The sequence below is a fragment of the Arthrobacter echini genome (genome assembly GCF_004803505.1).
In the GTDB taxonomy this organism is placed as follows: domain Bacteria; phylum Actinomycetota; class Actinomycetes; order Actinomycetales; family Micrococcaceae; genus Arthrobacter_D; species Arthrobacter_D echini.
This window is the reverse complement of record NZ_SSWH01000011.1, coordinates 57,425-69,694: the sequence shown is the minus strand read 5'-3', so window position 1 is coordinate 69,694 and position 12,270 is coordinate 57,425. Positions and strand designations below refer to the sequence as shown.

Annotated in this window: 10 protein-coding genes; 4 read left to right on the top strand and 6 right to left on the bottom strand. The window is 68.9% G+C overall.

Annotation, left to right across the window (positions count from 1 at the left end; translation table 11 throughout):
- Nucleotides 1-267: 267 nt before the first annotated feature.
- On the bottom strand, nucleotides 268-894 hold the full coding sequence (locus E8P82_RS12255) for a GNAT family N-acetyltransferase (protein ID WP_136455242.1): 627 nt from the start codon (nucleotides 892-894) through the stop codon (nucleotides 268-270).
- 6 nt (nucleotides 895-900) lie between these two features.
- Nucleotides 901-1,803: a UTP--glucose-1-phosphate uridylyltransferase GalU gene (gene galU / locus E8P82_RS12250; RefSeq protein ID WP_136455241.1), complete on the bottom strand. Its 903-nt coding sequence runs from the start codon at nucleotides 1,801-1,803 to the stop codon at nucleotides 901-903.
- A 191-nt stretch (nucleotides 1,804-1,994) separates the two neighbouring features.
- On the opposite strand from galU, the gene E8P82_RS12245 reads away from it, so the two are divergent.
- From E8P82_RS12245 to cpaB, 4 genes are all read left to right on the top strand, one after another.
- A complete protein-coding gene (locus E8P82_RS12245) occupies nucleotides 1,995-2,933 on the top strand; it encodes an alpha/beta hydrolase (protein ID WP_211096872.1) in 939 nt (312 codons plus the stop codon).
- A 132-nt stretch (nucleotides 2,934-3,065) separates the two neighbouring features.
- Nucleotides 3,066-3,731 carry a 5-formyltetrahydrofolate cyclo-ligase gene (locus E8P82_RS12240; protein ID WP_136455238.1) on the top strand — a complete coding sequence of 222 codons (666 nt, stop codon included), beginning with the start codon at nucleotides 3,066-3,068 and terminating at the stop codon, nucleotides 3,729-3,731.
- 83 nt (nucleotides 3,732-3,814) lie between these two features.
- Nucleotides 3,815-4,141, top strand: a complete 327-nt coding sequence (locus E8P82_RS12235) for an FmdB family zinc ribbon protein (protein ID WP_136455236.1) — start codon at nucleotides 3,815-3,817, stop codon at nucleotides 4,139-4,141.
- A gap of 113 nt (nucleotides 4,142-4,254) precedes the next feature.
- A complete protein-coding gene (gene cpaB, locus E8P82_RS12230; protein ID WP_136455234.1) occupies nucleotides 4,255-4,923 on the top strand; it encodes a Flp pilus assembly protein CpaB in 669 nt (222 codons plus the stop codon).
- Between the two features lie 46 nt (nucleotides 4,924-4,969).
- On the opposite strand, the gene E8P82_RS12225 is transcribed toward cpaB, so the two are convergent.
- The 4 genes from E8P82_RS12225 to E8P82_RS12210 all read right to left on the bottom strand — a co-directional run bounded on the left by E8P82_RS12225 (nucleotide 4,970) and on the right by E8P82_RS12210 (nucleotide 12,259).
- Entirely contained in the window at nucleotides 4,970-9,055 is a 4,086-nt protein-coding gene (locus E8P82_RS12225) for a DUF4011 domain-containing protein (protein WP_246021333.1), read from the bottom strand.
- Between the two features lie 144 nt (nucleotides 9,056-9,199).
- Nucleotides 9,200-10,786 carry a glutamine-hydrolyzing GMP synthase gene (guaA, locus tag E8P82_RS12220; protein ID WP_136455232.1) on the bottom strand — a complete coding sequence of 529 codons (1,587 nt, stop codon included), beginning with the start codon at nucleotides 10,784-10,786 and terminating at the stop codon, nucleotides 9,200-9,202.
- A gap of 52 nt (nucleotides 10,787-10,838) precedes the next feature.
- Entirely contained in the window at nucleotides 10,839-11,321 is a 483-nt protein-coding gene (locus E8P82_RS12215) for a DUF3817 domain-containing protein (RefSeq protein WP_136455230.1), read from the bottom strand.
- On the bottom strand, nucleotides 11,318-12,259 hold the full coding sequence (locus E8P82_RS12210) for an SURF1 family protein (RefSeq protein WP_246021331.1): 942 nt from the start codon (nucleotides 12,257-12,259) through the stop codon (nucleotides 11,318-11,320). The genes E8P82_RS12215 and E8P82_RS12210 overlap by 4 nt, the downstream gene beginning before the upstream one ends.
- Nucleotides 12,260-12,270: the final 11 nt, after the last annotated feature.

Below are 12,270 nucleotides of genomic sequence, written 5' to 3'. Positions count from 1 at the left end.
GTGTTCATTGCCGTGATCCCTTCCTCGGAACGGTGTCCATCGATTCGCGATACTACAGGCGCATCTGCTGCCGCTTCCGGGCGGGTGGTACGCAGCACCCAAGGTGCCACCCAGACCAACCAGAGCCCGACGATCGCCGCGAGCACCAGGGAGCTGTCCAGAGAGAAGACCACACCTAGAACGGTAGGAGTTCAGGACCCACCCGCGCCACATTGCGCTCGGTGTGTCGGGAGTCGATCTGCTCCGAGGGAAAGCGTCGGGTCCGGCTCAGTCCCGCCGGGGCCGGTTCTCGAGCCAGGGACCGAGCAGACCGCGCGGAACGTCCTCGGCGGTGAGGGCGAAGCTCCTGTGATCGGCCCACTGCCCGGCGATGTGCAGATAGCGTGGACGGAGTCCCTCATCCCGGAACCGCAGCTTCTCCACGACCCGCAGGCTCGCCCGGTTCTCCGGGCGGATATTGATCTCCATCCGGTGCAGCCCGAGTTCGTCGAAGCAGTAGTCGGTGGCCAGGGCCACCGCCGTGGGCGCAATTCCGCGACCGGCCCGCGCCGCATCGACCCAGTAGCCCAGCGTGGCACTCAAGGCCGAACCCCAGGTGATGCCCGAGACCGTCAGCTGCCCGACGAGGCGGGCGTCCCTGGATCCAGGCTGCTGCTCCGTGATGAGGAAGGGTAACGCCTGCCCCGTGCGCGCCTGCGCGGTCAGCGACCGTACCATCTGATGATAGGTGGGCAGCTGACCGTCCGGATCGGGATTGGAGGCTTCCCACGGGGCCAGCCACTCGGCGTTGCGATTGCGCACCGCCGTCCAGATCGCCTTGTCACGGTAGCGGATGGGCCTCAGGACCAGGGAGCCGGTCCTGAGGTTCACAGGCCAGCTGGCTGCCGACCACATGGCGGTCTAGTCCGAGAAGTCGTCGCTGAAGTTCCTGAGCCACGCGCGCAGGTCCGGACCGAGGTCCTCGCGCTCCGACGCCAGCGTGACGACCGCCTTGAGGTAGCTCAGCTTGTCGCCGGTGTCGTAGCGCCGTCCGCGGAAGACCACCCCGTACACGCCCGAACCCTCACCATCGGCAGCCGCCAGGGTCTGCAGTGCATCGGTGAGCTGGATCTCGTCGCCGCGCCCCGGCTCCGTGGTCTCCAGGACGTCGAACACGCGCGGGTGGAGCACATAACGACCGATCAGGGCCAGATTGGACGGTGCGTCCTCGACGGCGGGCTTCTCCACGAGCCGGTTGACGCGGACGTGGTCCTCGCCGTCGATCTCGGTGATGTCGGCGGCACCGTAGGCGCTGATCTGCTGGGGATCCACCTCGATGAGGGCGATGACCGACCCGCCGGTCCTGGCCTGGACCTCGATCATCGTCTCGAGCAGGGGATCGCGCTCATCGATGAGGTCGTCGCCCAACAGGACGGCGAACGGCTCGTCGCCCACGTGCAGCTTCGCCCGGAGCACGGCGTGGCCGAGGCCCTTGGGATCGCCCTGACGCAGGTAGTGGATATCGCCCAGCTCGGAGGGACGGCGTACGGCCGCGAGCTTGTCATGATCGCCCTTGTCCTCGAGGGTCTGCTCGATGAACGGCACCCGGTCGAAGTGGTCCTCGAGCGCCCGCTTGTTGCGACCCGTGATCATCAGGACATCCGTCAGCCCTGCGTCGACGGCCTCCTGGACCACGTACTGGATGGCGGGCTTGTCCACGACGGGAAGCATTTCCTTCGGCATCGCCTTCGTGGCAGGAAGGAAACGGGTTCCCAGGCCTGCCGCGGGGACAACGGCCTTCGTCACGCGTGATCGCAAAGTCATGGGCACCACACTACATAATGGGGCGGATCCACCGCTGACCGTCCGTACCATCGTGTGATGTCCTGTGATCTCCTGTGGGCAGCTAGGATAGCCGGGTTTCCCGGAGCCGGCAGCGATGGACCTGAGCAGGTGAGGTGCACTGTTGCCGCACGGTGACGATCCCGGCAAAGCACCCCATGGAGGCAATGGTCGTGGCAGTTCATCCCGACGCACGGAAGTTTCTCGACATCACGGCGGCGACACCTCCGCTCGACACCCAGACCGCGGAACAGAACCGTGCCGGTACCGCACGGTCCCTCCCGCTGACCGGGGATCGACGGGAACTCGCCGAGGTGCAGGACCGTCTCATCGCCGGGGTCCCGGTCAGAATCTATGTCCCGTTCGATGCCCCGTCACAGGCCCCGACCTTCATCTTCTTCCACGGAGGTGGGTGGACGGTCGGCGACCTCGAGCTGGCGGACTCCACCGTGCGGGACATCGCAGCGGACGCAGGAGCCATCGGCATCAGCGTGGACTACCGGCTCGCCCCGGAGAATCCGTTCCCTGCCGCGCTGGAGGATGCCCTGGCCGTGACACGATCCGTTCTACTGGGCGAGACGGGCCTCGGCATCGACAGCCACCGCGTGGCAGTTGCCGGAGACAGCGCAGGCGGAAATCTTGCAGCAGTCGTCGCACAGCAGCTTCGCGGTGATCAGCCACGCCTGGTCCACCAGGTGCTCATCTATCCCGTGACGGACCTTTCTTCCCTGGAGACACCCAGTCATCGCGAGTTCGCCGACGGTCATTTCCTCACGAACCGGAATCTGCGGTACTTCTACTCGAACTACGCAGGGAAGGCCGACCGCACCGATCATCGGCTGTCACCGGCCCTCCAGCCCGACCTTGCCGATCTGCCTCCCGCCACCGTCATCACCGGTGAGTGCGATCCGCTGCGGGACGAGGGTGAACTGTACGCTCAGGCGATGTCGGAGGCAGGCAACCGGGTCACCGCGGTGCGCTTCATGGGCGAGGTGCATCCGTTCGTCTCCATGGGCGGCATCATCGAGGACGCGAATGTGGCGCGCCGGCTCGTCGGAGCTCAATTGAGATCGGCGTTCGGCTCAGCGAACCACTCGATCGCACCGGCCTAGAACCCAGCGCCCTGCCCGGGCTCCCTGCGGTGTCCACGGCCGGGCGTGTGGATCCGCCGCATCCGTGGAGCAGGACGAAGCTCGCCAGTGGCCGAAGGAGCGGATCCACCGGGGATTGCGCACAATGGGGACATGACACAGTCACCGCGTGGAGATGAGAAGGACCGTCACGAACAGAAGGCCCGCTTGCGGTCGTCCCTGCGCGAGGCCCGGAAGGCGCTCGACCCGCAGGACCGCACGGAGGAGTCGAACGAGCTGGGTCGGCACGTGGTGGACCATGTCCGCAGGACCATCACTCCTTCGTCGGGATCGGCCCGCTCGACCATCGCAGCCTATCTGTCGGCCGGACCTGAGCCGGACACCATCGCGTTGCTCACCGAGCTGACCACGGACGGCTACGACGTCGTCGTTCCCATCTGCGAGCCCGACTATCAGCTCTCCTGGGCCGCCTGGGCACCCGGAGTCGCCCTCGAGCGCTCGCCACGGGCCTGGGTCCAGGAGCCCGTCGGTCCCCGGTTCCCCTTCGACGAGGTGCCCGGTGCCGCCCTGATCCTGGTCCCCGCACTCGGGATCGACAGGTCCGGGTACCGCCTGGGCCAGGGCGGCGGGTACTACGATCGCTTCCTCTCCCACTACCGCCACGACGTGCCCGACGCACTCCCGCGCCTCGGCATGATCTACCGGAGCGAACTCCTGCCGTCGGACCGGATTCCCGTGGAGCCGTTCGATCAACCGCTGCACGGCGTCTTCACCCCCGATGGTCTGCTGACCTTCGGGCGCGACGACGAGCCGGTGTAGACTGGCACTCGACCTTCGAGAGTGCCAGAGTTCTCAGTGGGACCGGCACCCGGGGTTCTCGACGCCAGTCCAGGAGGAATCCCATGCCCATGTACGCGTATGCCTGCAAGCAGTGTGCTCACGCTTTCGACATCCAGCAGTCGTTCTCCGAGGATTCTCTTACGATCTGCCCGGAATGCGGTGGAGCACTGCGGAAGAAGTTCGACAGCGTCGGTGTGGTGTTCAAGGGCTCGGGTTTCTACCGGAACGACTCCAGGGCCGCAGCAGGTGCCGATGCCGGTTCCGCCTCGGGCGCACCGGCGGCCTCGGGCTCCGAGTCCTCCACGAGCAGCCCCGCCCCGAAGAGCGCGGACTCCTCCGCCGCGGCGTCATCCCCCGCACCGACGTCCGCCGCGCCTGCTGCACCCTGACCCACCAGGCCCCTCCACGATCCGCCCGGTACCCGGCGGCGGTCCCACCGACGATGTCCACATAGTCGACGGCGGAAGCGCCGCACGGTTCCGCCGACGCGTAGATTCCCCTCATGGATCACACGCGACACCAGGGTGCGACGCTGCGCTACCGGCTGCGAAGAGCGCTGCATCGCCACCGGCGCCTGCTGGCCTGCCTGCTCTTCTGCGCTGCTGCAGGCGTAGCCGTCGAAGCGGTCGTAGGAGATGAGCCGGCCTCGACGCCCGTGGTCGGCGCGGTCCGCGATCTCGCGTCCGGAACGGTGCTCTCGGAGGCGGATCTGGCCATCCTCGACTTCCCCGAGGGCACCCTGGTGGAGGGCATGTTCGACGACGCCGGTCAGGTGGTCGGCCAGCAGCTGGCCACTCCGCTGGGTCGGGGCTCCCCGGTGTACGAGACCGCGCTGGTGGGCGAGGGGCTGCTGACCGGAACCCCGCCGGGCACGGTCGCCGTACCCCTGCGACCGGCTGATCCGGCGACGGTGCAGCTCCTGACTCCGGGGCAACTGGTGGACGTCGTGCTGAGCACAGGGGACAGCTACGACGCCACCGCCGAATCCGCGGTGCTGGCCCGGGCCGTCGCCGTCCTCTGGACCGACACAGGAGCATCGGGAGGCACCTGGCCGGGCGCCGACCCGGACGGCGGACTCGTGGTCGTCGCAGCCGGTGCAGCGGACGCCGCGGCGCTCGCCGGATCGTCGAGCTCGGGCGAGGTGCACCTCGTGCTCACCTCCGGCCCGTGACCCGCGCCGGAGGTGAGCACGGGGGTCCGGCCGATCCGCGGGCCCGCTACCCCCAGTGCGGCGGCCGCTGCTCCCGGAGCCACGCGTCGTGATCGCCCTCGGTATCGCCCCAGGATCGCGCGTCGTCCTCACCGGCGGTCAGCGGAAGAACGGGTGAGGAATCCCCGGTGCTCGCGGAGCCGGACATGGGTGCGGGACCGGGCTGCCGGGGCTCCTCCTGTACCTGGCCGGCGGTCCCGTCGCCCGACCGTGCCTGATCAGCATCCTCCGACACCGCCTGATCAGTGCCGTCCAAGGGTGCCTGACCACCATCGCGCGACGGCGTTCGAGCACCATCGCGCGGCGGGAGCCCGACGAGGGCCGAAGCGTGCTCGGCACAACCATCGGGGTCGGCGAACACCTCGATGGTCCACAGTGGGAAGTAGCGCCATCCCATCCGCTCGAGCACCTTCGGGCGGAGCCTGCTGCGCTCCCGCACGGACATGGCCGCGTATCTGCCGGTACCGTCCGACTCGATCGCCACCGCCGCCGGCCGTTCGTCCTGGACGGCTGCAGCGCTTCCATCGGCGCGCAGGTCAGCAGGACGCACCGCGACGATGTCCAGCACGCCGGCGTAGTGGTCCCTGACCTCGGCGCCTCGGAGCCTCAGCCGGTCCGCGAGATCGGTGATGAGGGGATCCTCATCACCTGCGGGTGCCGTGACCGGCTCCTTCGAGTCACCGAACTCCTGCACCAGCAGGGCGTAGAGATCGAGCGCTCCGGCGGTCAGCCGCTCGGGATCGAGATCCGACGGCTGGAAGCAGGTCACCACGTGCAGGCGATGCCGTGCCCTCGTCATCGCCATGACGAAGTTCCGCCGGCCGTTGGGACCGGACAGCGAGCCGAAGGAGTGCACGGTACGTCCGTGGGGGACCCTGCCGTATCCGAGCGAGAAGATGATGTCGTCACGGATCAGGCCCCCGGCCCGCTCGACAGGCACCACCCTGAATGCTTCCCTGCCCGGAGCGAAGAAGCCGGCAGCCCACGGGGACTCGCCCAGCCGCTCACGGATCGCCTGACCCACCCGCGCAGCATGCAGGGTGCTGGCCGTGACCACGGCCAGGGAGGAGGTGGGACGCTGCCGGACGTGGTCGAAGACGAGCTCGACCACACGCCGCACCTCCGCAGCGACGCTCTCCACGCCGTCGTGCTCCGAGGTCGGCACTCCCGTTCCGTCGGGCAGATACTCGAGGGTCAGCCCGCGGGGATCCCCCGTCACCTCGGAGGCCTGCGGCAGCCGCGAGAGCTTGCCGTCGTAGAACGACTCGCTCAGCAGGGTGCTGAGGCTGCGGTCCACCCCGCGGTACACCTCCGTGAGGCCGCGCACGGGCAGCACGTTCCGCAGTGCGTCGAAGGCGCTCGGCAGCGGCTCGAACACCGCTGTCCGATCCGCGCCCTGCGCCTCGACGCTGAAGCGGGTGGGCCCGGCGAGCCGATCATCGCCGAAGATCACCACCTGCCCGGAGCGTGCCACGCAGGGAATCGCGCTCTGTACGGACATCGACTCGCCGTCCAGGAGCACTGCCGTGTCGAAGGAGAATCCCTCCGGGACGGCTCCCCTGACGCTGAACGGGCTCACGATCCACACGGGGAGCAGTGCCGAGACGAGATCACGATGCAGGCTCGTGAGGACCTCCAGCGTCAGCGTCCTGTCCTTGAGCTCCTGGCGGAGGCGACCGGCGTCGTCGGGGTGGTCCTGGACCGCGGCTCGCCAGCGCTCGGCGAGGGCCCAGCGGATGCGCGCCGGACCCGAATCGATGTGGGCCTTGTCCGCCTCGCGGTATTCCGCCTCGAGCGTGCGCAGGCTGTCGCCGTCGGACATGGCCAGATAGTCGTCACCGCTGATCATGGCCTCGAGCACCGACTGCCACCATGCCAGTTCCAGTTCGGCGGCCACACGCTCGGCCGGTACTTCACGGGAGGCCAGATCGGCGATCAGCTCGCCCAGACCCTGCTCGCGCATCTCGTCGAGCAGCAGCGTCCGCTCCGGCAGTGTCTCCAGTGCAGGCCTGTCCCCCGCAAGTTCGCCCAGCAGTTCCTCCAGCTCGTCGAGTCCGAGGTCCGCGAGCTCCGGGTGCCTGTCGGTCGGCCGGAGGATCGCGGTCAGCTCCTCCAGCCGCTCGGCGACCTCCCCGTACCGGGCGTGGAGCTCGGCGAGTCCCCCCGGCACCGCGGGCTGGCGCTCGGAGAGAGCATGACGGCTCCAGAGCGTGCGCTGCTCCTGGACATCGAGCAGCGAGGCATGGAGATCGGAGATGTGCACCCCGGGCCTGATGTACTCCCTGGCCACGCGCCGCAGTCGCGACCTCGTCATGGAGCTCATCTCGATCTCGCGTTCCCTGCGCCACGACGAGGGTGCCGTCGCCGAGATCAGATCGGAGACGGGGCGGTCGAAGAGATCAGGGGTGAACTTCTCCAGACTCCCCTCGACGGCGACGACGAGGTCCAGCTGGTCACCCCACTGGCTGAACGTCTCCCCGAGCCGGATCTGCGCATGCTCCGCCACGGCGCGCATCCGGCTGCGCAGGTCGGCGATCTCGCCGCTGAGCTGGTCCGCCAGCGCGTGCGCATGCTCCGTCTCCCTCCGGTTCAGCAGGGGCGCCCCGTACCAGGGGCTCTCGGTGGACGCTCTGCTGAAACTCCCCAGTTCCGCAGCGCGCTCGAGTCGCTCGGTGAGTTCCCCACGATCGGCGATGGCATCGAGTACGCTGCGCTTGAGGCGGACGGCGGTGGACGGCGCGGGATCGAGCGCCGTGAGGCCCGCGAGGGACTGCATGGCCCGGTAGGGCGAGGAGGACCAGCGGCTACGCACGTCGTGGAGGCTGTTCACATGGTCGATGAGCTGATGGCGACGACCCGTCAGCGTCGAGTGGACCTCCTCGAGATCCGGCTCCTCGGCCTTCTCGTTGCGCACGATGGCACGGATGACCGCCTCGCGAAGCTGGGCAGCACCGGTGAGGCCAGTACCCTGCAGCACCAGTGAGTCCAGATCGAACCAGGCGAGATCGCGGACGAGCTCGTCGAGCGTACTGCGGCGCTCGGCTGCAAGGAGCAGCATGGACCCTCCCGGCGCAGAACTCGCGGCGATGTTGAGCGCGGTCTGCGTCTGACCCGTCCCGGGAGGGGCCGCCACGGCGACACTGACACCTGCCGCCACCAGATCCAGGACGTCCTGCTGTGCGCGGTCGGCATCCAGGACCAGGATCTCGTCCTGGGGATCACGCTCATCGGCCGCAGGGAAACTCAGGCCGTCCGCCGCAGCGGCGAGGTCGGAGGGCCGTTGTGCGTCGTTCCCGTCCGCCGCCATGAGTGCCGAGAGGACCGGATGGTCGTCACGGAGTGCCGGATCGTCGGTGATACCGGTCAGATCCGCGAACGTGGACATCACCAGGTTGTGCTCCACCGACAGGTCACGGACATCGGCACCGAGCGCCCGTACGTGCTCGAGGACGGGCTGGGGATCCAGCCGCGCCGTCCCGTAGGCCAGCCGGACGATCCGCTCGGGATCCACGGCCAGGCCCTGGCGGGAGCGCAGATGGCGCACGAGCGCCGGGTTCAGGCGTGCCCGCTCGGTGAGCTGCAGCTCGTAGTCGTCCTGCGAGGCGTGGACCGTCAGGGAGACGGGACTCAGGAGCACCGGAGCACTCAGCGTGTCGGTGCGCCCCGCGGCGTCGACCGCCCGCCACGACGCCGTTCCGGCAGCCAGGTACCCGGCGTCGATGCCACGCTCGGTACCGAGCTCGAAGATCTTCGCCCGCAGTGCGCGGGCGGCGGTCCTCGCCTCGGCGTATTGTGCAGGATCGCGCAGGAGGGTGGACAGGCGGGTACGCCGACCGGCCAGCAGCTGCGCGAGGCCGGAGGGGTGTGCGTGGGTCAGCTCGATCGTCGTGCCGGACGAGGGCCTGAAGTGCAGCAGCGTGTCCCCTGAGGACTGCGGCCCCAGGCGCTCGAGCCAGGGAAGAAGTGCCTCTGCGGCTGCTGCATCCACGGCCGGTCGAGCCGGCTCCGGGGCCTCGGGCCGGGTCCGGCGCGCCGCCGTCCGCGGTGCGTCGGTGGAACGCCCTGCCGCGTCGCTCTGGTCCTGCTCCGGCACGATCGCCTTCTTTCCTGCGTTGTCACGGGCTGATCTCGATCAGCTGGGCATGGTCTCCAAGCTATCCGAAAAGCGTCCTGGCCCTGCGGATAGCAACATGACCGGATGGCTCCGGGGCGGTTTCGTCTCCTTCCCCGACGCGGCCTACTCCCACTCGATGGTTCCCGGCGGCTTGCTCGTCACGTCGAGCACCACGCGGTTCACGCCGTCCACCTCGTTCGTGATGCGGTTCGAGATCCTGGCGAGCAGATCGTAGGGCAGACGCGACCAGTCCGCGGTCATGGCGTCCTCGCTCGACACCGGGCGGAGGACGATCGGGTGACCGTACGTCCGTCCGTCCCCCTGCACACCGACGCTGCGTACCTCGGCCAGCAGGACCACCGGCATCTGCCAGACAGCACTGTCCAGTCCTGCCGCCGTCAGCTCGGCGCGGGCGATGGCGTCGGCCCGGCGCAGCAGACCGAGGCGATCCCGGGTGACCTCGCCGACGATCCTGATGCCCAGCCCAGGACCGGGGAAGGGCTGGCGGCCCACGATCTCCGCGGGCAGGCCCAGCTGAGCGCCGACGGCCCGGACCTCGTCCTTGAACAGGGCGCGCAGGGGTTCGACGAGTTCGAACCTCAGGTCCTCGGGCAACCCGCCCACATTGTGGTGGCTCTTGATGTTCGCCGCGCCCTCGCCGCCGCCGGACTCGACGACGTCCGGGTACAGCGTGCCCTGGACGAGGAAGCGGATCGGCTCACCCTCCGCCGCCGCCTCACGCATGATGGCGCGCTCCGCCTCCTCGAACGCACGGATGAATTCGCGGCCGATGATCTTGCGTTTGTCCTCCGGGTCCGAGACACCGGCGAGCGCGTCGAGGAAGCGGTCCTGCTCGTCGGCCACATGGAGCCTGACCCCGGTGGCAGCGACGAAATCGCGCTCCACCTGCTCGGCCTCGCCCTCGCGGAGCAGTCCGTGGTCCACGAAGACGCAGGTGAGCTGATCGCCGACCGCGCGCTGCACGAGGGCCGCGGCGACGGCGGAGTCGACACCGCCGGAGAGCCCGCAGATGACCCGGGCGTCGCCGATCTGCTCACGGATCCGTTCCACCTGCTCCTCGAGGATGTCCCCCGTGCTCCAGTTCGGAGCCAGCCCGGCACCCCGGAAGAGAAAATTCTCCAGGACCGCCTGGCCGTACTGGGAGTGCTTGACCTCGGGGTGCCACTGCACGCCGTAGAGGCCCTTCTGCTCGTCGGCGAAAGCGGCTACCGGGGCGCCGGCGCTCCGCGCGAGCACGTCGAAGCCCGCGGGCGCGGTCTGGACGCTGTCGCCGTGACTCATCCAGCTGGCCTGGCTGCTCGGCGTACCCGTGAGGATGGACCGGGACTCTCCCTCCGAGCGGACCTCGGTGGAACCGTACTCGCGCAGCCCGGTCTGCGCCACGGTTCCGCCCAGGGCCCGGGCCATGGCCTGGAAGCCGTAACAGATCCCGAGAACGGGGACTCCGGCGTCGAAGAGGTCGGCGTCGATCGAGGGGGCGCCGTCGGCGTAGACGCTGGAGGGACCCCCGGAGAGGATGATGGCCGCCGGGTTCTTCGCCAGGATGTCCTGCGTACTGAGCGTGTGCGGGACGATCTCGGAGTAGACGTCCGCCTCGCGCACCCGGCGTGCGATCAGCTGCGCGTACTGCGCGCCGTAGTCCACCACGAGGACAGGGCGGTGTTCGGAAGCATTCTCGGGGGTTCTCACGGCTCAATAGTAGTCGTACCGCGTATCGGATACCGCCGCCTCCGCGGTACGCTCAGTAGCGCTGCAGCGACTCCGGGTGCGCCCGGAGATCCTCCTCGGCCTGCCGGTGGATCCGCTTCTCCACGAAGAACGAGAGCAGGGGTACCACCCCGCCGAGCGCGATCAGGATGAACCTGCCGAACGGCCAGCGCATGAACTGCCAGAGCCGGAAGTCGGCGATGAGGTAGAGCACGTAGAGCCAGCCGTGGACGATCAGCACGGCCGTCGAGAGGTTGAAGCCTCCCGCGGTGTCCGCAACGACCTCGGGCAGGAACTGGATGAATGCTCCGCCGCCCGCCACGATCTCGGAGTCGAAGCCGTACTTGGCCACCATCTCGACGACGACGAGCAGCAGCATGACCCCGGTGAGATAGGCCAGGACGCGGTAGAAGGACAGCGCGGAGCGAATCTGGGCGTGGGTGCCACCGAAGCGCCGTTTCGGGCCGGCCTTGGGCTGGTGGTTCCGGCCTGCGGGATCGAGTGCTGGCTCTGTCACGGGAGGGTACCGCTTTCACTGTCTGGGGCAGGGCCGGATCTCGTGAAGGCCGTCCTGCTGGATCTCATGGGAGCTTCGGGGCTGGGTGCGGCGGGGGCCGTGACAGGAACCTCGCCGGGATCCACGTCGTCGCCCGCGGAGCGGGCCTCCTCGGCGTCGGCCGCGTCCTCGAGGGAACGGCGGTGATCGTCCGCGACGAGGCGCCACCACAGGAAGAACGCGAATCCGGCGAAGACCACCCACTCGATGGCGTAGAAGATGTTCAGCCAGTTGATCGGTGTCTCCTGGGGCTGCGGTCCGACGACCACCTGCTCCATCCCACTGGCGAAGGGGATCTCGACTCCGTCGCGGGTCACCTCGGACGCCACGATGAAGGCCGCGTACGCGGTCCGGTCCCACAGGTTGGACAGCGCTGCGGTGGACAGGGTGGGGACCTGCCCGTCGACGGGCCGCTGCACCCGGGGTCCCTCAGGTGGCAGGAGACGACCGACGACGGTCGAGTCGCCCGACTGCTCGGGCAGCGCCCTCGCAGTCCGGGCGGTCTCCACCCAGCCGAGAACCACCGGGATGACCGCATCAGCTGTGCCGGCATCCGGGTCTGCGGCCGGGTCGACGGCCGAGCCGTCGACGGCGAAACCCTGGACGACCCACAGGCCCTCGTCGCCGTCGTGCAGGCGGTCCTGGACGAGGATGCGCGAGCCCGGGACGAAGGCGCCGTCGACGGCGACCAGCTGGTCCGCCCCGGTGGCCAGCAGCGGGGTGAGCGGCTGGAGGACCTCGGTCAGCGGACGGACGGTCTCGGTGGTGCTCGGAGCAGGAGGCGCGGAATCACTCGACGAGTCGAACTGCCACCGGCTCAGGAGCACGAAGACCGAGGCGATCGCCATCGCGAGGATCAGCGTGAGGATCCATCGGGGCTTGATCGCGGTCTTCAGCACCCTTCAACGGT

Excerpts from the sequence above, each read along its gene's own strand:
- E8P82_RS12255 (WP_136455242.1), bottom strand. The coding sequence starts at position 894 with ATGTGGTCGGCAGCCAGCTGGCCTGTGAACCTCAGGACCGGCTCCCTG.
- galU (WP_136455241.1), bottom strand. The coding sequence starts at position 1,803 with ATGACTTTGCGATCACGCGTGACGAAGGCCGTTGTCCCCGCGGCAGGC.
- E8P82_RS12240 (WP_136455238.1), top strand. The coding sequence starts at position 3,066 with ATGACACAGTCACCGCGTGGAGATGAGAAGGACCGTCACGAACAGAAG.
- E8P82_RS12235 (WP_136455236.1), top strand. The coding sequence starts at position 3,815 with ATGCCCATGTACGCGTATGCCTGCAAGCAGTGTGCTCACGCTTTCGAC.
- cpaB (WP_136455234.1), top strand. The coding sequence starts at position 4,255 with ATGGATCACACGCGACACCAGGGTGCGACGCTGCGCTACCGGCTGCGA.